Raw genomic sequence first — 21,179 nt, 5'->3', positions numbered from 1 at the left:
GGCTCCCGGCGTCGAAACGCTCCAGCGCCTCTGGGGAACGTGAGCGAGCGTCCGCACCAAACAGCGGGGATGTGAGCGAGGGTGCACATCAAACCCGGGGAATGTGAGCGAGCGTCCGCACCAAACAGCGGGGATGTGAGCGAGGGTGCACATCAAACCCGGGGGATGTGAGCGAGGGTGCGGATCAAACCCGGGGAATGTGAGCGAGGGTGCGGGATTACCGGGTGGGGGGCTCTGCCGGGACTCCGGCGGGCCAGGGAAGGAGCTCGGGCAGGTCCACGCCGTCGGCGGCTGCCGTGGCGCGGAGCGAGCCCAAGCTCGGTTCCCTGCCCGCCAGCCACGCAGCGATATCCGTGATCATGCCTGTGATCGCGATGGACGTTCCTCCGCTGCCAAGCGTCCTCGGAGGGAGGCCGGTAGGCTGCAGCACGAACTTGTACTCCCCCGGGACCCTTGCGGAGAGGAAGTCGAACAGGTGCTCGCAGAATGACCGGCTCCACGTCTCCGGGCCGAAACCCAATCCAAGGTCCGACGCATGGATGGTCAGTTCGCGCCACAGCGCCAGGCCGCCGTCGAGCACTGTTCCGTCACGGTAGCTGATGCGCGCCTGCCAGCCGTCCGGACCCACAGCGTCGAACGCTGCAAGCGCCGAATTAACCGCCGTCGTGACGGACGCCGTGTGCTTGTCCAGGCTGTGACCGGCTGCAAGATTGATGGCTTTGGTCCGGCCTTCCATACCCCCGTCATACAGTTCGATCTTCTCGCCCCGCCGGGCATACTCCAGTTGCCGCGCCATCGCGTTGGCGATACCGGTGAGGTGGGCCAGTACATGCCCGCGGGTCCAGCCGGGAAGTTCCGACTGTTCAGTGACGGATGATTCGTCCATCTTTGCCAGAAGGCGGGTGACATTGCCGGCGGCTTTGTGAAGCTCTGCGGGCAGCGTTTCAGCTGTGATCAGGGTCATAGGCCCATGCTAATGCACGCTTAAACGCAGAGCGGGATGACGCCCGGAGGCCTCATCCCGCTCTGGTGAACGAACGCTACGACGCGTAGGAGCGCGCAGCCTCAAGTTCCGCTTCAAGTGCTGCAAGCTGGCGTTCGACGGCGGCCGGTGCCGTTCCGCCCTGCGAGTTGCGGCTGTTGAGCGAACCTTCGGTGCTGAGCACAGTGCGGACTTCGGGGGTCAGGTGCTCCGAAATCGCTGCATACTCTTCGTCGGTCAGGTCCCACAGCTCCACCCCGCGGCTCTCGGCCTGCTTGACGGCAGCACCGGAAAGCTCGTGGGCCTCGCGGAAGGGGACGCCCTGGCGGACGAGCCATTCGGCAATGTCGGTGGCCAACGCGAAGCCCTGGGGTGCCAAGGACTCCATACGCTCGGTGTTGAATGTCAGCGTGGCGATCATTCCCGAGACGGCCGGGAGCAGCAGCTCCAACGTGTCCGCAGCGTCAAAGACCGGTTCCTTGTCTTCCTGCAGGTCGCGGTTGTAGGCGAGCGGCAGGCCCTTGAGCGTAGCCAGCAGTCCGGTCAGGTTGCCGATGAGGCGTCCTGCCTTGCCGCGGGCCAACTCGGCAACATCCGGGTTCTTCTTCTGCGGCATGATCGAGGACCCGGTGGAATACGAGTCATGCAGGGTGACGAAGGAGAACTCCTTGGTGGCCCAGAAGATGACTTCCTCGGAGATCCGGGAGAGGTCGACGCCGATCATCGAGCACACCCAGGCGAACTCGGCAAAGACATCGCGGGAAGCGGTGCCGTCGATCGAGTTGTGCACGGCTGAGTAGAAACCGAGGTCGGCAGCTACAGCCTCCGGGTCGAGTCCGAGGGAAGAACCTGCCAGCGCACCGGAGCCGTACGGTGAAACACCGGCACGCTTGTCCCAGTCCTGGAGCCGCTGTACATCGCGCAACAGCGCCCAGGCGTGGGCCAGCAAGTGGTGGCTCAGCAGCACCGGCTGGGCGTGCTGCAAGTGCGTGCGCCCGGGCATGGCCACACCCTGATGCGCTTTGGCCTGCTCCACCAACGCGTCAACCGTGGCGAGGACACCCTGGGCAATGATCCGCGCGTGGTCCCGCAGGAACATGCGGCCAAGGGTGGCCACTTGGTCGTTGCGGGAACGGCCTGCACGGAGTTTGCCGCCCAACTGGGTACCGGCACGCTCGATGAGGCCGCGTTCCAGCGAACCATGGACGTCCTCGTCGCTCTCGGCGGGAAGGTAGGCGCCGCTGGCGACATCCTCATCCAGCTGCGTGAGCGCTGCCAGCATGCCCTCAAGTTCGGCGTCATCGAGCAATCCGGCCTTGTGCAGCACGCGGGCGTGCGCCTTGGAACCGGCGATGTCGTAGCGGGCCAGCCGCCAGTCGAAGTGCGTTGACTTGCTCAGTGCGGCCAGAGCGTCCGCGGGGCCGCCGGCGAAGCGGCCACCCCACAGCGCACCTTCGTTAGTTGCCGACGTCATTACTCGCCTGCAACCCGCAGGTCACGGCCGGAGGCAACCTTGGAGGACATGCCCCACAGCTCGATGAAACCACGTGCCATGGACTGGTCGAAGGTATCGCCGGTGTCGTAGGTGGCGAGGTCGAAGTCGTACAGCGAGGTGTCGGAACGGCGGCCGTTAACGATGGCCTGGCCACCGTGGAGGACCATGCGGATGTCGCCGGAAACGTACTTCTGGGTGTCCTCGATGAAGGCATCCAGAGAGCGCTTGAGCGGCGAGAACCACTGTCCGTCGTAGACAAGCTCGGCCCAGCGCTGGCCAACAGTTGCCTTGAAACGGGCCTGCTCACGCTCGATCGTGACGTCTTCGAGGTGCTTGTGAGCGGTGATCAGCGCCATGGCACCGGGAGCTTCGTAGATCTCGCGGGACTTGATGCCCACCAGGCGGTCCTCGACGACGTCGATCCGGCCAACACCCTGGGCGCCGGCACGGCGGTTCAGTTCCTGGATGGCCTGCAGCGGGGTGACCTTCACGCCGTCGATCGCTACAGGGATACCGGCTTGGAAGGAAATGGTGACCTCATCCGGCGCCGGCGGGAATTCCGGGGTGGCGGTGTAGTCGTAGATGTCCTTGGTGGGAGCGTTCCAGATGTCCTCAAGGTAGCCGGTTTCGACGGCGCGTCCCCAGACGTTCTGGTCGATCGAGTATGGGTTCTTCTTGGTGGTCTCGATCGGCAGTCCCTTTTCCTCGGCGAAGGCGATGGCCTTGTCGCGGGTCAGGGCGAGGTCGCGGACAGGTGCGATGCACTTCAGGTCCGGGCCAAGGGTCTGGATGCCGACTTCGAAGCGGACCTGGTCGTTGCCCTTGCCCGTGCAGCCGTGGGCGACCGTCGTGGCGCCGAATTCGCGGGCAGCCTTGACCAGGTGCTTGACGATGACCGGGCGGGAGATGGCCGAAACCAGCGGGTAGTGGCCCTGGTAGAGGGCGTTGGCCTTCAAGGTGGGCATCGCGTATTCGTTGGCAAACTCGTCACGGGCATCGGCGACGTAAGCCTCGACGGCGCCGCAACCGAGGGCGCGCTGGCGGATGGTCTCCAGGGACTCGCCGCCCTGTCCGACGTCGACGGCCACAGCGATGACCTCGGCGCCGGTGGCTTCACCGATCCAGCCGATGGCTACGGACGTATCAAGGCCACCGGAGTAGGCCAGAACAATGCGCTCAGTCACGAGAGTGCTCCTTTGTTGTTGCTTGGTTCATTCGAATCTAATGCTGTGTGAATCAGTGCCGTGGAAATCAGTCAGTTGCCGGGGCCGGCTTCCTCGGCCATCTGCAGGAAGCGGGCCGCCAGTTCCGCCCCACCGTCAGCGTCCCTGGACACCAACATCACAGTGTCGTCGCCTGCGATCGTACCCAATACCGACGGCATCACGGAGTGGTCGATCGCAAGTGCCAGGAAGTTGGCGGCTCCCGGAGGCGTACGGAGCACAGCGATGTTGCCCGAAGCCTCCGCCGTAACCAGCAGTTCCCCGCACAGCCGTGTGAGCCGGGCATCGAGAATTTCCTGGGTAACGCCGCTCTTGGCGTTCCGGTCCCCGCCCTCCCCCGGGACCGCGTACACCAATGCTCCATCCTTGCCACGGACCCGCACCGCGCCAAGTTCCACAAGGTCGCGGGAGAGCGTGGCTTGGGTGACCTGGACGCCGTCGTCTGCCAGCAGGGCTGCAAGCTCTGCCTGGGAACGCACGGACTCACCCGTCAGGATCGCTGTGATGCGTGCCTGTCGGGCGGTCTTGGTGGCCGGACTGGCACCCGGAACGGAGGGGTTGGTGGACACTAGAACGTGCTCTCGCCGGTTCCTTCGACGGGGGCGAGGCCCTCGACGAACGCAAGTCCGGAACGGTGCATCAGCCAGGCCATGAGCGCCTTCTGGGCGTGGAGGCGGTTCTCGGCCTCGTCCCAGACGATGGACTGCGGACCGTCGATGACGCCCGCCGAAATCTCGTAGCCGCGGTAGGCCGGGAGGCAGTGGAGCACGACGGCGTCCGGCGCTGCCTGTGCCATGGCGGCCTCATCCACGGAGTACTCGCGGAACAACTGAAGGCGGGCTTCTTTCTCCGCTTCCTGGCCCATGGACACCCACGTGTCGGTGGCCACGACGTCGGCACCCTTGAGGGCTTCGGCGGCATCGCTGGTGATGAGCACGGAACCACCGGTTTCGGCAGCCCGTTCTTCCGCTGCGGCCACAATGTCAGCGGCCGGAAGGTAGCCCTCCGGACCGGAAATCCGGACGTGCATTCCCGCCGTGACGCCGGCCAACAGGTACGAGTTCGCCATGTTGTTGGCGGCATCGCCCAGGTAGGCCATGGTCAGTCCGGCGAGTTCACCCTTGTGCTCCTTGACGGTCAGGAGGTCGGCCAAGAGCTGGCAAGGGTGGTAGTCATCGCACAGTGCGTTGATGACGGGCACCTTGGAGTTCTCCGCCATTGCCACCAGGCCCGAGTGGGCGCCGGTGCGCCACACGATGGTGGACACCATGCGCTCCAGTACCTTTGCGGTGTCCTCCACGGACTCCTTGTGGCCGATCTGGGCTTCACCGGGGTTGATGATCAGGGCGTTGCCACCCATGTCGGCAATGCCGGTCGCGAACGAAACACGTGTGCGGGTAGAGGTTTTGTCAAAGATCACGGCGACCGTCTTGCGGCCGTTGCCCTCACCGGCGAAAGGCTGCACGCTGTACGGTGCTGCTTTCATGCGGGCGGCCAACTCAAGCACTTCAGCCTGTTCGGCCGGGCTGAGGTCAGTGTCCTTGAGGAAGTGACGGGTGGAAATGCTCACTGTGCGTCCTTAGCGGTGGTGGCGGTGGCCGTGGCGATCAGGTCAGGCAGGGCTGCCAGGAAACGGTCAGCCTGTTCGGTGGTCAGGATGAGCGGCGGCGCCAGGCGGATGGTCCGGGGACCGGGACTGTTGATGATGAAGCCTGCCTCAAGGCCGGCGGTCACCATGGCGGGGGCGATCTCCGCGTCGACATCGAAGCCGATCAGCAAACCTTCGCCACGGACTTGGGCAACACCCTCGACGGCGGCAATCCCCTGGCGAAGGTACTGGCCAACCGAAGTGACATTCTGCAGCACGCCCTGGGTTTCGATGGCATGAAGCGTGGCCAGCGCGGCGGCCGTGGCCACTGGATTTCCACCGAAAGTGGTGCCGTGTTGCCCGGCGGTGAGCAGGGCCGACGTCGTACTTCCGTACGTGAGCAGGGCGCCGATCGGGAAGCCGCCGCCGAGACCCTTGGCGAGGGTGACGGCGTCGGGAACGATTCCGGCGTCTTCGCTTGCCAGCCACTTGCCGGTCCGGCCGATGCCTGTCTGGACTTCGTCGAGGATCAGCAGCGCGCCGGCGGCTGTGGTGGCCTCGCGTGCAGCCTTCAGGTATTCGGCGCTGAGGGGCCGGACGCCCGCTTCACCCTGGATCGGTTCCAGGAACACGGCCGCGGTGGAATCGTCGACGGCGGCACGCAGGGCCTCGATGTCACCGAACGGAACGTGGACCACGCCACCGGGCAGAGGCTCGAAAGGCGCACGGTAGGCCTCTTTTGCCGTGAGCGCCAGGGCACCCATGGTCCGTCCGTGGAACGCGCCTTCAAGGGCGATGATCTTGGTGCGCTTGCCATCGCCGTTGTTCCGGCGGGCCAGTTTGAAGGCGGCTTCGTTGGCCTCCGTGCCGGAGTTGGCGAAGAAGACCTTGGAGCCTGACGGAGCCTTGGCCAGTTCCAGCAGCTTTTCAGCGAGCGCGATCTGCGTCGGGCTCGTGAAGAAATTGGATACGTGCCCCAGTGTGGCCAGTTGGCTGGAAATGACCGAGGTAACGAACGGGTGGGCATGGCCCAGTGCGTTCACTGCGATGCCGCCGAGGAGGTCCAGGTACTCCTTGCCGTCAGCGTCCCACACCAGGCAGCCTGCGCCGCGGACCAGGACCCGCTGCGGGGTGCCGAAGACGCCCATCAGGGAACCCGAGTAGCGGGCCAGCCAATCGGCACCACTGCTGTGGCCGGTGATGGCATCGGCCGGAGTTTCGACCACTGCTGCTTCGTTGGTGCTCATGCGTTCACGTCCTCGTCGGGTACTACTTGGGTGCCTATGCCCGCCGTCGTAAAGGTCTCCAACAGCATCGAGTGCGCCAGGCGGCCGTCGACAATATGTGCGCGCTCGACGCCTTCATCGATGGCTTTCAGGCAGGCGGCCATCTTGGGGATCATGCCGGATTCGAGTTTGGGGAGCATGTCGCGGAGCTCTGAAGCGGTCAGCGAGGAAATCAGCGAGGATTTATCCGGCCAGTTGGCGTAGAGGCCTTCGACGTCGGTCAGGATGACCAGCTTGGAGGCCCCCAAGGCTGACGCGACCGCAGCCGCGGCGGTGTCGGCGTTGACGTTGAGGACCTGGCCGGTGGTCTGGAAGCCGTTGCCGTCCTCAGTGATTTCCGGGGCGACGGTGGAGATCACCGGGATGCGGCCGGCGTCGAGGATGTCCTTGATCCCTGCGGGATCCACTCCCACGACTTCGCCCACCAGCCCAAGGTCCACTTCCTCGCCGTCCACCACGGTGCCTGTGCGCACGGCACGCAGGAGCCCGCCGTCTTCGCCGGACATGCCGACGGCGTACGGGCCATGGGAGTTGATGAGGCCAACGAGTTCGCGTCCCACCTGGCCCGTGAGGACCATGCGGACAACATCCATGGCTTCGGGGGTAGTGACCCGCAGGCCGCCCTTGAACTCGGACTCGATACCGAGCCTGCCGAGCATGGAGTTGATCTGCGGACCGCCACCGTGGACAACCACCGGGTGGATGCCGACGTGGTGGAGGAACACAATGTCTTCGGCAAAGGCGCGGCGGAGGTCATCGTTCACCATCGCGTTGCCACCGTACTTGATCACCATGGTGGTTCCGGCGAAGCGCTGGATCCATGGCAAGGCCTCGATCAGTGTTGCCGCTTTGTCCTGGGCCGCACTCATGGACGTGTTCTCGCGGGTATGCGCAGTCATCGTCATCCCTTAGCTCGAGTACGCGCTGTTCTCATGCACGTAGTCGTGCGTGAGGTCGTTGGTCCAGATGGTCGCTTCGGCGTCTCCGGCCTGCAAGTCGATCTCGACAAGCACTTCGCGTGGTTCCAGATCCACCAGGTTGCGGTCATCGCCGATGGCCCCGTTGCGGCAGATCTGGATGCCGTTCATGGCAACGTTGAGCTGGTCTGCTTCGAAGATGGCATCCGTGGTTCCGACGGCGGACAACACCCGGCCCCAGTTGGGGTCCTTGCCAAAAATTGCGGCCTTGAAGAGGTTGGAGCGGGCCACCGAGCGGCCCACGATTTCCGCGTCCCGTTCGCTGGCAGCGTTGAAGGTCCGGATGGCGATGTCGTGGCTGGCACCTTCGGCGTCGCCAATGAGCTTGCGGGCCAGTTCGGCGCACACGGCGGTCACCGCTTCGGTCAACTGCTCTGCCGACGGCAGTGCTTCGGAGGCGCCGGAGGCCAACAGCACCACCGTGTCGTTCGTGGACATGCAGCCGTCCGAATCGGCCCGGTCGAACGTGACGCGTGTGGCGTCGCGAAGCACAACATCGAGCTCATTGGCCGGTACTTCGGCGTCCGTCGTCAGCACCACCAGCATGGTGGCCAGCCCCGGGGCGAGCATGCCCGCTCCCTTGGCGATCCCGCCTACTGTGTACGGTTTGCCCTCAGCGTCCTTGCCGGTGAAGACGGCTTCCTTGGAGACGCTGTCGGTGGTCATGATCGCAGTGGCCGCAGCGCTGCCGCCGTCCTCGCTGAGCTCCTTGGCGGCTGCCTCGACGCCCGGAAGGATCTTGTCCATGGGCAGCTGCTCGCCGATCAGCCCGGTTGAGCACACGACGACGTCGGAAGCTGAGACTCCCAGCACTTCTGCCACTTTCTCGGCCGTGGCATGGGTGTTCTGGAAGCCCTGCGGGCCTGTGCAGGCATTGGCTCCACCGGAGTTCAGCACAACGGCGTCCACACGGCCGTCGCTGACCACTTGGCGGGACCAGTGCACGGGCGCTGCTGCCACCCGGTTGGAGGTGAAGACTGCGGCGGCGGCCTTGGAGGGGCCATCGTTGATGACGAGTGCCAGATCGGGTTTGCCGGAGGCCTTGATGCCGGCCTTGATGCCAGCGGCACGGAATCCCTTGGGGGCGGTAATGGTCACGGTGCAACTCCCTGCAGGTTCAGGCCGGCTGTTTCATCCAGGCCGAGGGCAATGTTCATGGACTGCACGGCTCCGCCGCCGGTCCCTTTGGTCAGGTTGTCGATGGCGCAAGTGACAATCACACGGCCCGCGTGGGCATCGAACGCAAGCTGCATGACCGCGTGGTTGGACCCCTGCACCGACTTGGTGGTGGGCCACTGGCCTTCGGGCAGCAAGTGGACGAAAGGCTCGTCGTCGTAAGCATCCGCCCACGCCTGGCGAAGCTCGGCTTCGGTGACGCCGTGCCCAACCTTGGCAGTCGCCGTCGTAAGGATGCCCCGGCTCATGGGGGCGAGAGTCGGGGTGAAGGACACCGTCACAGCTTCGCCGGCGACGTTGCTGAGCCCTTGTTCGATCTCCGGCGTGTGGCGATGACCGCCACCCACGCCGTAGGGGCTCATGGAACCCATGACCTCCGACCCGATCAGGTTGACCTTGGCCGCCTTGCCCGCACCCGAGGTTCCGGAGGCGGAAACAATGACGACGTCGTCCGTCAAGAGGAGGCTGTTGGCGAACCCGGGCGTCAAGGCGAGCAGGGCCGACGTCGGGTAGCAGCCGGGTACGGCGATCCGCTTGGCGCCTTTGAGCGCCTCACGCTGGCCGGGCAGTTCCGGCAGCCCGTAAGGCCAGGTGCCGGCGTGCTCGGAGCCGTAGAACTTCTCCCAGGCCGAAGCATCCTGCAAGCGGTGGTCCGCTCCGGCGTCGATGACTACAGTTCCCTCCGGCAACTGCGCTGCGATCCCGGCCGAGGTTCCGTGTGGCAGGGCCAGGAACACGACATCGTGACCGGACAGGTTTTCCACCGTGGTCTCTTCCAGGATCCGGCTGGCCAAACCATGGAGATGCGGCTGCAACTCCCCTAGTCTGGAACCGGCGTTGCTGTGCGCGGTGATCGCGCCGATGGTGACGTTGGGATGGTTCGCCAGCAGGCGCAGCACTTCTCCCCCGGCGTAGCCGCTGGCACCGGAGACGGCAACAGAAATAGTCATAACACCACTGTACAGCAAGATTATTCATGCTGCCCGATATTTATGCATGCCTAGTGTGCGCTGTCACATTTGTCAGGACATTGCGCGTATGCTTATTGAAGGGTGATCCAAACCGTGCAGTCCGAACGTCGGCTGCAGCGTTGCCCGTTAGCGATACGGGGCACACCTATGGCACCCACGTCCACCGCTGAGCGCCCCAAAGCACGCGCAATTCAGCCAAATCCCGTTGTCCAGAGCTACTCGGAGCTCCTCAAGTCCGTCAAAGCAGCAGGGCTTCTTGAACGTCGCAGCGGCTTCTACATCTGGGTCTTCGTGGCCCTCATGCTTCTCATGGCCGGAACATGGCTTGGCTTCGCCTTGATTGGCGAGTCCTGGTACCAACTGCTCATCGCGGCCGCCGTCGGCATCCTGTGCACGCAGTTGAGCTTTTTGGCCCATGAGGCCGGGCACAAGCAGATCTTCGCCTCGCGCCGGGCAAACGATTGGTCGGCCCGCCTCCTTGCCACTGGAGTGGCCGGCATCAGTTACTCCTGGTGGGAACAGAAGCACGGCGCACACCACAACCATCCCAATGTCATCTCCAAGGACCCGGACATACGGAACAACGCACTGGTCTTCCACGAAGATGCCGCGGCTGAACGAAAGGGGCGCCTGGCGTTCCTGACCAGGAGGCAGGGCTGGTTCTTCTTCCCGCTCCTGACACTGCTTGGGCTGAGCCTCCAGTTCGACTCCTTGCGCTTTGTCTTCGGGAAGCAAAACGTCCGCCACCGCTGGGTTGAGACTCCCATCCTCGTGGCGCGGCTAAGCGCCCTCCCTGTCCTGGCCTTCACTTTCCTGCCCATAGGAATGGCCTTTGCCTTCCTTGGCGTCCAAATCATGGTCTATGGCTTCTACATGGGGGCCTCGTTCGCGCCCAACCACAAGGGCATGCCCGTCCTTCCGAAAGACAGCCGCGTGGATTTCCTCAACCGTCAGATCCTGACTTCACGCAACATTTCCGGCGGACGCTTCATGGACTTCCTTCTTGGTGGCCTCAACCGCCAGGTGGAGCACCACTTGTTCCCGGATATGGCGCGGCCCCAGCTCCACAAAGCATCAGCGATTGTGCGCGAATTCTGCGCCAAGCATTCCGTCCCGTACACCGAAACAACCCTGGTGCAGTCTTACGGCATCGTGGTCCGGTACCTCAATGACGTGGGCCTGGCAGCCGGCCGCGGCTTCGACTGCCCCGTAGCTTCGACGCACGGACGCTTCTAGGCGTTCGACAAGGAAGGTCCCAACCTCCCTAGGATGGATTCTGGAACCGGGCACCGGAAGGACCGCCCCGGAGTTAGGAGCCACCATGACGCACGCCATCGTTGCACAGCACGCGGGAGGACCCGAGGTCCTTGAGTACGCTTCCGTCGAAGTACCGGCACCGGGCCCCGGACAGCTGCTGATCAAAGTCGCAGCCACCGGAGTCAACTTCATCGAAACCTACCAACGCAACGGCACCTACAAAGTGGACTACCCCTTCACTCCCGGCGCCGAAGCAGCAGGGGTCGTTGAGGCCGTCGGTGAAGGTGTTGAAGAATTCGGCGTGGGAGACCGCGTTGCCACGGCCGAAGGGAACAGGACGTACGCGGAGTACGCCCTCGTGGAGGCGGCCAAAGCGCTTCCGGTACCTGCCGGCGTCGACGACCACACAGCAGCCGCCCTGCCACTGCAGGGCATCACGGCCCACTACTTGATGAACTCGTCTTTCCGGGTGGAGCCCGGCCACACTGTCCTGCTGCACGCAGGGGCCGGCGGCGTGGGCCTGCTGTTGACGCAGCTGCTGAAGGCACGCGGAGCCCGCGTCATCACCACCGTCTCCAGTGATGAGAAGGCTGATCTGTCCACCCTGGCAGGCGCCGATGAGGTCCTCCGCTATGAGGGTTTCGCCGACAAGGTCCGCGAACTCACAGACGGCGAGGGCGTCAACGTGGTCTACGACGGCGTTGGCAAGGACACCTTTGACGAGTCCCTGAAGAGCCTGCGGATCCGTGGCGCCATGGTGCTTTTCGGCGCAGCCTCAGGACCCGTACCACCCTTTGACCCGCAGCGGCTGAACGCCGCCGGATCGTTGACCCTGACCCGGCCGACCATGGCGCACTTCGTTCAGAACGCCCAGGAACGCCGGTGGCGCTCCGCAGAAATTTTCGACGCCGCCGCCAACGGCACCCTTTCAGTCAGGGTCGGCGCCACGTACCCCTTGGCTGAGGCTGCCCAAGCCCACCGTGACCTGGAGGGCCGGCGGACCACCGGCAAAGTCCTGCTGGTGCCCTAAGATCAGCGCCCGGCTCCCCAAACTCTTGGTGACTCTTAGCCCAACAGCAGAACAAGGGAACATGACGGGAAAGAAACCACCGACACCTTTTGTTCACCTTCCTGGGAAAAGCTGACCCTGTGAGCACAGATCAACCCGTGGGGGCCGGGCAGCGGCCTGCCCTGACTACCTATCGCCCCCAGTTGCCCGGCGGCACCGCAGCACCTGCCGAACGTACCCTCGTGGACATCCTGGAAGCCACTGCGGCGTCCTTCCCGGAATCCTCAGCCTTGGACGACGGGCACAAGTCACTGAGCTACACCGAGTTGCTTGCCTCGGTGAAGTCCTTCGCGCGCACCCTGAACGCGGCCGGACTGGGATGCGGCGCGAAAATCGGCGTCCGCATCCCGTCAGGAACCAACGAGCTCTACATAGCCATCCTGGGCATCCTCATGGCAGGAGCCGCCTACGTTCCGGTGGATGCCGACGATCCCGACGAACGGGCCCGTCTGGTCTTTGGCGAAGCGAAGGTGGCCGCGGTTATTGGTGCAGGACTGGACGTCCAGCTTGCCCAAGCTGCGCGCGAACCTGTTGCCGTGCCCGGCAAGCCCGGACTGGACGACGATTCGTGGATCATCTTCACCTCGGGCTCCACCGGCACGCCGAAGGGCGTGGCCGTGAAGCATCGTTCCTCTGCCGCCTTCGTCGATGCAGAAGCCCGGATCTTCCTGCAGGCCGAACCGATTGGCCCCCAGGACCGGGTGCTCGCGGGCCTGTCAGTGGCTTTTGACGCCTCCTGCGAAGAAATGTGGCTCGCCTGGCGCCACGGCGCGTGCCTTGTACCGGCTCCCCGCGCGCTGGTCCGCACCGGCATGGACCTGGGACCGTGGCTCATCAACCACGGGATTACCGTGGTGTCCACTGTGCCCACCCTTGCGGCCCTGTGGCCGGCCGAGGCGTTGGAAAACGTCCGTCTGCTCATCTTCGGCGGGGAAGCCTGCCCACCCGAGCTGGCCGAGCGGCTCGCCGTCGATGGTCGCGAAGTGTGGAACACCTACGGACCAACAGAAGCCACCGTTGTGGCTTGTGCCGCTCCCCTGGGCGGACCCGGCCCCGTCCGGATCGGTCTGCCGCTTGATGGCTGGGACCTCGCCGTCGTTGATTCCGACGGCGTTCCGGTGGAAGAAGGCGAAATCGGCGAACTGATCATCGGCGGCGTCGGCCTCGCCCGCTACCTGGATCCGGCCAAGGACGCCGAGAAGTACGCTCCCATGCCGACGCTGGCCTGGGACCGCGCCTACCGCTCCGGGGACCTGGTCCGGTTCGAACCCGAGGGCCTGATCTTCATGGGCCGGGCCGACGAGCAGGTCAAGCTCGGAGGACGCCGAATTGAACTGGGCGAGGTTGATGCAGCATTGCAGTCCTTGCCCGGCGTAGCGGGCGCTGCCGCTGCCGTTCAGACCACGGCTGCCGGCAACCAGATCCTGGTGGGCTACTTGGCCCCCGCAGAGGGTGTGGAACTCAACCTGGATGCTGCTCGAACGCTGCTCTCCGACAACCTGCCTGCGGCCCTGATTCCCCTGTTGACCGTGGTGGATTCGTTGCCCACCAAGACAAGTGGCAAAGTTGACCGCCACGCACTCCCCTGGCCGCTGGCGGGAGCAGGACCCGCCGAGACCGGCAATGCTCCGCTGAACCTTCCCGAGGACGCCCGCTGGATCATTGACCAGTGGGAGGCTGTCCTGGGCAGCCCCGCCGGGTCCCTCGACGCCGACTTCTTCGACCATGGCGGCGGCTCCCTCGCCGCTGCCCAGCTCGTGTCGGCTCTTCGTCTCCGCTACCCGACGATCACGGTGGCAGACATCTACGCGACACCGCGCGTCGGCGCCCTGATCGACGCCGCCCGGCAGTCATTGCCCGACGGCGGCACGCCGGGTCACGCTGCGGAGCGCACCGTCCGTCCCACTGCCCTGAAGTCGCAGATCTTCCAGATACTTATGGGAGCACCGTTGCACATTCTGGTGGGAATGCGATGGCTCACCTACCTCATGGCTGCCAACAACCTGCTGGCCACCTTTGCCGGATTTGACGCCGCTCCCGTGGTGTCCTGGTGGTGGGTCGGGCTGTCCTGGCTGGTCTTCGTCAGCCCCTTGGGCCGAATGGCAATCTCGGTGCTGGCAGCCAGGATCCTGCTCGGAAGAATCCAACCGGGTACCTACCCCCGTTCCGGCAAAACACACCTGCGGCTGTGGCTCGCCGAACAAATCCAGGACCTTTCCGGTGCCATCGGCCTGGCCAGCGCCCCGTTCGTTCCCTACTACGCCCGGGCTTTGGGAGCCAGGATTGGAAGGGACGTGCACCTGCACTCGTTGCCGCCGGTCACAGGGCTCCTGTCCCTGGGAAACGGGGCCAACATTGAACCGGAAGTCGACCTTTCCGGTTGGTGGGTGGACGGTGATTCGGTCCACATCGGCCAAGTTCACGTCGGAGCAGGCGCGGTGGTGGGATCGCGAAGCACTCTCATGCCCGGTGCAACCATTGGCGCCGGCGCCCATGTCGAGCCCGGCTCCGCAGTTTTTGGCAAGGTGAAAGCCGGTCATCTGGTGGCAGGCTCACCAGCTCAAAGGCGGGGAAAGGCAAAGCACGACTGGCCTGAGGCAGCAGTTCGCCGTTCCGCAGTTGATCGACTGTGGCTTTTCGCCTTTGCGGCCGCCTCGGCCTTGCTGTCCCTGATCCCCTACCTCTCAGCCTTCGCGGGGGCCCTGGTGATCCTGTCCTTCATTCGAGGGCACGATTCCCTGGAAACTGCCCTCCCCCGGATTGCCCTGTCCGTGCCTTTGGCAGCGCTGGTCTGGTTCCTGGGCAACCTCCTCCTGGTCCTTTTAGTGACGCGGCTCCTGGGCTTGGGCCTCAGGGAAGGGTACTACCGGGTCCGCAGCAGGGTCGGCTGGCAGGTCTGGGCTACCGAGCGGTTGCTGGATATGGCCCGTGACCTCCTCTTTCCGATTTACGCCAGCCTGTTCACGCCCCTTTGGCTCCGTTTGCTGGGTGCCAAGGTGGGCAAGAACGTGGAAGCCTCAACTGTTCTCCTGGTACCCGCAATGACCACGATTGGAGATGGCGCCTTCCTTGCCGACGACACCATGGTGGCCTCCTACGAACTTGGCGGCGGCTGGATGAAGATCGCTCCTGCCAAGATCGGCAAACGCTCGTTCCTTGGCAACTCCGGCATGACTGCCGCAGGACGCAACGTTCCCAAAAACTCCCTCGTGGCGGTGCTCTCTGCCACGCCGGCCAAGGCAAAATCCGGAACCTCGTGGCTCGGCAGTCCGCCGGTCCGGTTGCGCCGCACCGCCGTCGACGCCGATCAGAGCCGCACTTTCGAACCACCCTTCAAACTGAAGCTGGCCCGTGCCCTGTGGGAGCTGTGCCGTTTGGTCCCGGTCATCCTTACGGTGGCCATAGCCGTTGCCGTCATGGTGGTCCTGGACTGGATCGCACGTGGTTGGGGCTACTGGGTCGCGGCACTGCTTGGCGGCGTCGTCATGCTGGCGGCCGGGGCTGTGGCCGCGCTCAGTTCGGTGATCGCCAAATGGACCCTGGTGGGGACCATCCGATCCGGCGAACACCCCCTATGGAGTTCCTTCATTTGGCGCAATGAGGTGGTGGACACGTTCATTGAAATGGTGAGCGCCCCCTGGTTTGCCCGCTCGGCCGCCGGAACCCCGGCCCTGGTGTGGTGGCTCCGCGGGCTTGGCGCCAGGATCGGCCGCGGGACGTGGTGCGAGAGTTACTGGCTCCCTGAAGCCGACCTCGTGACTCTCGGCGAGAACTCCACCGTCAACCGGGGTTGCGTAGTCCAAACGCACCTGTTCCATGACCGCGTCATGAGCCTGGACACGGTGACACTCGGTAACGGTGCCACGATGGGTCCCCACGGCGTCATCCTTCCCGCGGCCAGTATCGGTGACGGCGGAACTGTTGGACCGGCGTCGTTGGTCATGCGCGGTGAGACTGTCCCCGCAGGAACGTACTGGATGGGCAACCCGGTGAGCCCGTGGGTGGGTCCGACCACAGAAGCGCCACGCCTGAAGTAGATTGGGAGCTAATGACTGCACCCATCAGCATCCCCAGTCCCGACCCCTACACCCTGGATCACGGCAGCACGAGTTACCGGGTGGATAGATACGAATTGGACCTCGACGTCAGGCTGGGCAGCAACAAGCTGATCGGCAGGGCTGTCCTGCACTGCACGGCGCTTGAGGCGACCACCCAGGTGGTGCTGGACCTCGTGGGCTTGCGGGCATCCAAAATCCAGCTGGACGGCAGGAAACTGCAGAAATTCAGCCACAGGGCCGAACATTTGGTACTCACCCCGGCGTCCTCGATCAAACCCGGACGACAGTTCACGCTGGAGATCCGCTATGACGGCAATCCGCAACCGCGCCGCGGACTGTGGGGAGATGTGGGGTGGGAAGAACTGAACGACGGCGTGCTGGTCGCAGGCCAGCCGAACGGCGCCGCATCCTGGTTCCCCTGCAATGACCACCCGCGCTACAAGTCCACCTTCCTGATCTCCGTGACTACCGACGACAACTACCGGCCGGTCTGCAACGGCAAGCTCGTCTCCCACTCCCGCAAGTCCAGCCGGGAGACCTGGGTGTACGAGCAAGTCGAGCCCATGGCAACATACCTTGCCACTGTTCAAATCGGCCGGTACATCAAGGTTCCGCTCCGGGCTGAAGGTACCCATCACCGGGTTCCCCAGTTCGTCGCTGTCACAGCCGAGATGGCCGGGGATGCCTTGGAAGGCCTGCGACGCCAGCCGGACATGATGAAGACCTTCGAGGATTGCTTCGGTCCGTACCCGTTCACCGACTACACGTCGGTGGTGACGGAGGACGAGCTGGAAATTCCACTGGAAGCCCAGACAGTCTCCATCTTCGGGCGGAACCACATGAAGGAGGCCTGGGAATCGCAGCGGCTGATCGCCCATGAGCTTTCCCATCAGTGGTTCGGGAATTCGCTGACAGTCAGCAACTGGAAAGACATTTGGCTGCACGAGGGATTCGCCTGCTACGCCGAATGGCTGTGGTCCGAAGAGTCCGGAACCATGACCGTTGCCGCTCGTGCAACTGCCGCGTGGAAAAAGCTCGACGCCGGGCCGCAGGACCTGCTGGTCGGTGACCCCGGTCCGGAGCTCATGTTCGATGACAGGGTCTACAAGCGCGGGGCCTTGGCCGTTCATGCGCTGCGGGTGGCGGCCGGGGACGAGGCTTTCTTCGCTTTCCTTCAGCACTGGACCGCTGGGAACCGGCACGGATCAGTATCCACGGAGTCCTTCATTACAGCAGCGGACGCCTTCATGCCGGGCTTCGATACGGCATCGATCCTGCGGCCGTGGCTCTACGAGACCGCACTGCCGGCGCTGCCTCCAGCGGGTTAGCCGTGGGCCAGCGCGGCCACCAGTCCTTCCGGTTGCCCGGCAGGCAGTTCCCTTTCGGTGACATCCCGCAGGCCAGGCCGGTCCAGTACGTCCACCTCGGCGGGGTTTCGGCGCAGGCCTTCGCCGGTCATCTTCAGCCAAGCTTCCTTACGCGCCCATAAGCGCGTTCGGTGCAGAGCTTGATGTCTTGCCGGCATTGATGCCAGGAAACGCTTCTCGCTGCCTGTCAGCGCCAGGTCATCGAAGCCGTCGAATCCGACTTTGCCTATCGCTTCAAGGTCCACTCCCAGCCGGAAGCCATCCGTTGGATGCACGACGCCGGCCAGCAGCACCCAGCCCGACGCCCGGGAGGCGCTGACCACCACAGGTGCGGGGCCGCCGTCGAGCATGAATCCCGGCCGGCCGTGGTCCTGGCCAGGGCCACACTGCGGACAGCGGTAATCGGGCCTGATCCGGTTGGGGTCGACGTCGAGGAGCGAGGCGGCAAAGTTCGAAAGGGCCAGCCGACCCGCGACGAATTCCGCACGGTCCACCGGGTTGGCGAAGCGGAGGGCCCGCTGGTGCGCGGGGTCCCCCAGTTGCGCGGGCAGGTTCGCCTGAAGGTGCACGTCGCTGAGCCTGCGCAGCTCCAGCACCAGGATTTCCACGGATCTCCTTTCGCAGCTCCCCTACAGGCCAGACGCCTTGACTGGGCCGTCTTCAGACTATCCTCCTGCCGTCCGGGTACAGGCGCTTGCCCATGTGCTTGGGCGTTCGGAGAACAATGGAACGGTCCTCGATCTCCACATACGGCAATCGTTCGCCCAGCTGCCGCTCCAGGGCGGCCATGTCCTCAACGCGCCGGAGCCAGACCGACAACACCAAGGAGTATTGACCTCCGGTCGTGGCGACGAGCCGTGCGACATCCAGCCTTGCCAGGCCCGCAGCGACCCCGTCAACCTTGGCCGGTGGCACCCGCAGGAAATACCAGACGCTGACCGGCCACGGCGAAAAAGTCCGCGCAATGTCCAGCCGCACCACTACCCGCTGGGCTCCCAGGATGTTCGACAGCGCAGACTTGGCCCGGGCCGGGCTGAAACGTAGCCACTGCGCCAGGTCGGAGACTGAAGCCCTTCCCTCGATGAGGAGAATTCGCGTCAGTTCGTCCTCCACGGAGTCGGTCACCACGGACTTGCTTGGCTGCGGCTGGGGTACAGACCGTTCGAGCGCGCTGACCTCATCGTCGCGAAGGGACTTTAACCGCCAATGCTGCGCATCACTGAGGATCCGGATGATCCTGTGGGTCCGGGTGCTGGTGATACCTGCAAAGGTGGGCAGTCTTTCCAGGAGAAACGCTGTCAGCTCGGCTTCCGAGGCACACAGCACGCACAGCACCAGGTCCTGGCTTCCGGCCGTCTGATCGATGGTGATGACCACCCGCTCCCGGGCCAAGTCGTTGACAATTCCCGCCAACGTCGAGGGGATGCAGCTGATTTCCACCACCGCCCCTGCGGATCTGGCCCCCTCGCCCCGATACGACGTCATCCACGCCAAACCAGTGTCCTGAAGAACGGCCCATCGTCGAGCCAGTGTGACGGCATCCGCCCCGACAATTGAGGACAAGGCAGCCCATGGGGCGCGCGGCCGTATCTGCAGGGCGTGCAGCAACCGCAGATCGCGCTCATCGAATTCGAAGTCCCGCAAGGGTTGCCCCACCTGCCTCAGCTTCCCCGTAGTAGTGGGGCACACCAATTATGACTCTCCCCCGTTTGGGCCCCAAACCCTTTCGGTCGGCCATCACGCGTCACGAACGTGGAACTGGCACACATGTATAGATGGTGTGCGTTCTGCGCACCACTTGGTTGACGCTCCACTTGGTTGAACAGAAGGCATGCGAATTGCTCGAAACAGACAGGCTACTGAACGCGGTTGTTCTTGAAGCTGCCAACACCGGGACCACATTAAGGCTCAGTGACATCACGGATTTCGCGTGGGACCACGTGGGCTTTGTCACCGGGACTGGAACTGACGACGCAATAGAGCAAGCCTTCGGTCAGGCACCGGAAAACCGGGAAGTCCATACGACCTCACCGGCTTTGTTTGTCTTCTTCAAAGAGAACAAGATCATTAGGACCGTACGCGTGACTACAGATGCCTTCTTTGTGGCCGACTCCCAGCGGAAGTACGACCACACCGTACAACTTGAACCCACGATCGGCCCTACCGGCTTCCTGAACTGGCGCGAAAACCAAGCTGAAGTGGCGGCTGCATCGGAGGTACGGTACCGGCGGCAACCAGCGTTCAACCCCTTGTTGCCTGCAATCCTATGCTCCTTGGCCTGGATCGACTCCCTACTGGTTGGCTACACCTTTGATCTCGGTCCCGATATTCAGCGCATTGGTCTCGCCGTGCATATTCTGTCGCTGGTGGTGGCCTTCGGAGCCATCCTGGTAGTCGACTGGCTTGGTCTCCTTTGGCTCCTCGGAAAAACCCCGCTGCAGGCGGTGGCCACACTGGAGTCGGCGGCCAAACCCCTGATCTGGGGAGGACTGGCACTGTTGCTGTTATCCGGGGCATTGATCAGGCCCGATCCCGGCAGCCCGCTCACCTGGGTCAAGCTTGTGTGCGTCCTTGTCCTGATGCTCAATGGCGTGTTCATGCACCCCGTGCTCCGCCAACTGTTCACCCAGGCCCCGGGAACGAGATATGTGGACCTCGGCAGGCGGCTGAAGATCCGGCTCATGGTGACGGCGGGGATCTCACAGGCCTGCTGGTGGACTGCGGTGCTCATCGGCCTCGTCAACAGCACACTGCGCAGATGGCCATCGTAGGGCCAGTGTTCCCCGCAGCATGTTGGGTTGCGGGGAACACTGCCTGCCCAAATTAACCCAGCCGGGTTACTTCACTGACGTCAGGTAGTTCGCCAGGGTCGGTGTGATGCGGGTTCCCGAATTTGAGCTGCCGCCGTTGGTGTGGATGGCCACGATGGTGTGGCTGCTGTTGTAGACCGGTGCACCGCTTTGGCCACCGTACGTATCCATTTTGTAGAAGACCTTCTCAGTCTGGGTGCTGTCGATGGTTCCGGTCATGGACCACATGGTGCCGAAAGCCTTATCGCCGGGATAGCCCCTGACCGTAGCGCTGGTTCCGTTCAGGCTGGCGGTGGTGCCTGCATAGTTCAACCAACCGGTGGTGTTGCCTACAGTGCAATCGAGTTTGATGACGCCCCAGTCCGCGTTGGTGTTGGCCGAATCGATCCAGCGCTGGTCGGTGTAGATCTTGCTGGCCCCACAGCTGCCGTAGGGGTCTGTTGCCCCGTTGCGTCCGGGCGCGACCTTGACGCCCCAGGAGTAGTCCGCGGTCGAGCCGGTGCCGCCTTCATGCACGCAATGGCCAGCGGTCAACACCGTGTCAGCGGAGATAAGTGCCCCGGAGCAGATGTATCCGCCATTGAATTCGATCTGCACGATGGAGCGGTTTGGTGCAGCCGTAGTGTCGGTGATCCGAACCCTGCCATCAGCGCCGATGACTGAGTCGGTGGAAGCGCCGCCGTTCTTGGAGGGCATTGCAAGGCTGTACCTGTCGGCCAACGGGGAGGCCGCGGAGCCGGAGGTCTGCGTCTTGTCCACGGCGTGCGATACCGGTTGGAAACCGGAGTTGGCGACCGCAGGCGTCGGCTCTGACGCTACGGCTGCTCCGGTCAGCGAGGATGTCAGTGCCACAACCGCAGCTCCGACAAGCACAGCAAGCTTCTGCTTTTTCATGGGTACCTTTCAAAGAGCAGCTCTCG

The 21,179-nt window shown here is 64.1% G+C and carries 17 protein-coding genes; 5 read left to right on the top strand and 12 right to left on the bottom strand.

Annotation, left to right across the window (positions count from 1 at the left end):
- Positions 1–217: 217 nt before the first annotated feature.
- From FDP28_RS18635 to argC, 9 genes are all read right to left on the bottom strand, one after another.
- Positions 218–964 carry a maleylpyruvate isomerase family mycothiol-dependent enzyme gene (locus tag FDP28_RS18635; protein ID WP_144663089.1) on the bottom strand — a complete coding sequence of 249 codons (747 nt, stop codon included), beginning with the start codon at positions 962–964 and terminating at the stop codon, positions 218–220.
- A gap of 76 nt (positions 965–1,040) precedes the next feature.
- The gene (gene argH / locus FDP28_RS18630) at positions 1,041–2,456 is read right to left on the bottom strand and encodes an argininosuccinate lyase (protein WP_144663088.1); all 1,416 of its coding nucleotides are present in this window, start codon (positions 2,454–2,456) and stop codon (positions 1,041–1,043) included.
- A complete protein-coding gene (locus FDP28_RS18625; protein WP_144663087.1) occupies positions 2,456–3,661 on the bottom strand; it encodes an argininosuccinate synthase in 1,206 nt (401 codons plus the stop codon). Before FDP28_RS18625 ends, argH begins: the two co-directional genes overlap by 1 nt.
- A gap of 71 nt (positions 3,662–3,732) precedes the next feature.
- On the bottom strand, positions 3,733–4,269 hold the full coding sequence (locus FDP28_RS18620) for an arginine repressor (protein WP_144663086.1): 537 nt from the start codon (positions 4,267–4,269) through the stop codon (positions 3,733–3,735).
- Positions 4,269–5,270, bottom strand: a complete 1,002-nt coding sequence (gene argF, locus FDP28_RS18615; protein ID WP_144663085.1) for an ornithine carbamoyltransferase — start codon at positions 5,268–5,270, stop codon at positions 4,269–4,271. Before argF ends, FDP28_RS18620 begins: the two co-directional genes overlap by 1 nt.
- Entirely contained in the window at positions 5,267–6,535 is a 1,269-nt protein-coding gene (locus tag FDP28_RS18610; protein WP_144663084.1) for an acetylornithine transaminase, read from the bottom strand. The genes argF and FDP28_RS18610 overlap by 4 nt, the downstream gene beginning before the upstream one ends.
- Positions 6,532–7,473, bottom strand: coding sequence for an acetylglutamate kinase (gene argB, locus FDP28_RS18605; protein ID WP_144663083.1), 942 nt, complete (start codon positions 7,471–7,473; stop codon positions 6,532–6,534). Before argB ends, FDP28_RS18610 begins: the two co-directional genes overlap by 4 nt.
- A 9-nt stretch (positions 7,474–7,482) precedes the next feature.
- A complete protein-coding gene (gene argJ / locus FDP28_RS18600) occupies positions 7,483–8,649 on the bottom strand; it encodes a bifunctional glutamate N-acetyltransferase/amino-acid acetyltransferase ArgJ (RefSeq protein ID WP_144663082.1) in 1,167 nt (388 codons plus the stop codon).
- On the bottom strand, positions 8,646–9,677 hold the full coding sequence (argC, locus tag FDP28_RS18595) for an N-acetyl-gamma-glutamyl-phosphate reductase (protein WP_144663081.1): 1,032 nt from the start codon (positions 9,675–9,677) through the stop codon (positions 8,646–8,648). The genes argJ and argC overlap by 4 nt, the downstream gene beginning before the upstream one ends.
- Positions 9,678–9,845: 168 nt before the next feature.
- Here argC and FDP28_RS18590 point away from each other — a divergent pair, with 168 nt between their 5' ends.
- The 4 genes from FDP28_RS18590 to FDP28_RS18575 all read left to right on the top strand — a co-directional run bounded on the left by FDP28_RS18590 (position 9,846) and on the right by FDP28_RS18575 (position 17,410).
- The gene (locus tag FDP28_RS18590; RefSeq protein WP_144663080.1) at positions 9,846–10,934 is read left to right on the top strand and encodes a fatty acid desaturase family protein; all 1,089 of its coding nucleotides are present in this window, start codon (positions 9,846–9,848) and stop codon (positions 10,932–10,934) included.
- 85 nt (positions 10,935–11,019) lie between these two features.
- Positions 11,020–11,985, top strand: coding sequence for a quinone oxidoreductase family protein (locus FDP28_RS18585; protein WP_144663079.1), 966 nt, complete (start codon positions 11,020–11,022; stop codon positions 11,983–11,985).
- 119 nt (positions 11,986–12,104) lie between these two features.
- Positions 12,105–16,061 carry a Pls/PosA family non-ribosomal peptide synthetase gene (locus tag FDP28_RS18580; protein WP_186313714.1) on the top strand — a complete coding sequence of 1,319 codons (3,957 nt, stop codon included), beginning with the start codon at positions 12,105–12,107 and terminating at the stop codon, positions 16,059–16,061.
- Positions 16,062–16,072: 11 nt separating this feature from the next.
- Positions 16,073–17,410: a M1 family metallopeptidase gene (locus tag FDP28_RS18575; protein ID WP_144663078.1), complete on the top strand. Its 1,338-nt coding sequence runs from the start codon at positions 16,073–16,075 to the stop codon at positions 17,408–17,410.
- Here FDP28_RS18575 and FDP28_RS18570 read toward each other — a convergent pair.
- Complete coding sequence (locus FDP28_RS18570; RefSeq protein ID WP_144663077.1) at positions 17,407–18,057, bottom strand: 4'-phosphopantetheinyl transferase family protein; 651 nt, start codon at positions 18,055–18,057, stop codon at positions 17,407–17,409. The two genes, FDP28_RS18575 and FDP28_RS18570, sit on opposite strands and share 4 nt — an antisense overlap.
- 52 nt (positions 18,058–18,109) lie before the next feature.
- Positions 18,110–19,105 carry an Lrp/AsnC family transcriptional regulator gene (locus FDP28_RS18565; protein WP_186313713.1) on the bottom strand — a complete coding sequence of 332 codons (996 nt, stop codon included), beginning with the start codon at positions 19,103–19,105 and terminating at the stop codon, positions 18,110–18,112.
- A gap of 182 nt (positions 19,106–19,287) precedes the next feature.
- Here FDP28_RS18565 and FDP28_RS20890 point away from each other — a divergent pair, with 182 nt between their 5' ends.
- Complete coding sequence (locus FDP28_RS20890; RefSeq protein WP_260842534.1) at positions 19,288–20,220, top strand: hypothetical protein; 933 nt, start codon at positions 19,288–19,290, stop codon at positions 20,218–20,220.
- A gap of 66 nt (positions 20,221–20,286) precedes the next feature.
- On the opposite strand, the gene FDP28_RS18555 is transcribed toward FDP28_RS20890, so the two are convergent.
- On the bottom strand, positions 20,287–21,153 hold the full coding sequence (locus FDP28_RS18555) for a trypsin-like serine peptidase (RefSeq protein ID WP_144663075.1): 867 nt from the start codon (positions 21,151–21,153) through the stop codon (positions 20,287–20,289).
- Between the last annotated feature and the right edge of the window lie 26 nt (positions 21,154–21,179).

It is taken from the genome of Paenarthrobacter nicotinovorans, assembly GCF_007670255.1.
Classification (GTDB): domain Bacteria; phylum Actinomycetota; class Actinomycetes; order Actinomycetales; family Micrococcaceae; genus Arthrobacter; species Arthrobacter nicotinovorans_B.
The sequence above is the reverse complement of the archived record's forward strand: the minus strand, read 5'-3'. Positions and strand labels throughout refer to the sequence as shown.

Excerpts from the sequence above, each read along its gene's own strand:
- FDP28_RS18575 (WP_144663078.1), top strand. The coding sequence starts at position 16,073 with ATGACTGCACCCATCAGCATCCCCAGTCCCGACCCCTACACCCTGGAT.
- argH (WP_144663088.1), bottom strand. The coding sequence starts at position 2,456 with ATGACGTCGGCAACTAACGAAGGTGCGCTGTGGGGTGGCCGCTTCGCC.
- argB (WP_144663083.1), bottom strand. The coding sequence starts at position 7,473 with ATGACTGCGCATACCCGCGAGAACACGTCCATGAGTGCGGCCCAGGAC.
- FDP28_RS18610 (WP_144663084.1), bottom strand. The coding sequence starts at position 6,535 with ATGAGCACCAACGAAGCAGCAGTGGTCGAAACTCCGGCCGATGCCATC.
- FDP28_RS18635 (WP_144663089.1), bottom strand. The coding sequence starts at position 964 with ATGACCCTGATCACAGCTGAAACGCTGCCCGCAGAGCTTCACAAAGCC.
- FDP28_RS18555 (WP_144663075.1), bottom strand. The coding sequence starts at position 21,153 with ATGAAAAAGCAGAAGCTTGCTGTGCTTGTCGGAGCTGCGGTTGTGGCA.
- argC (WP_144663081.1), bottom strand. The coding sequence starts at position 9,677 with ATGACTATTTCTGTTGCCGTCTCCGGTGCCAGCGGCTACGCCGGGGGA.
- FDP28_RS18590 (WP_144663080.1), top strand. The coding sequence starts at position 9,846 with ATGGCACCCACGTCCACCGCTGAGCGCCCCAAAGCACGCGCAATTCAG.
- FDP28_RS18585 (WP_144663079.1), top strand. The coding sequence starts at position 11,020 with ATGACGCACGCCATCGTTGCACAGCACGCGGGAGGACCCGAGGTCCTT.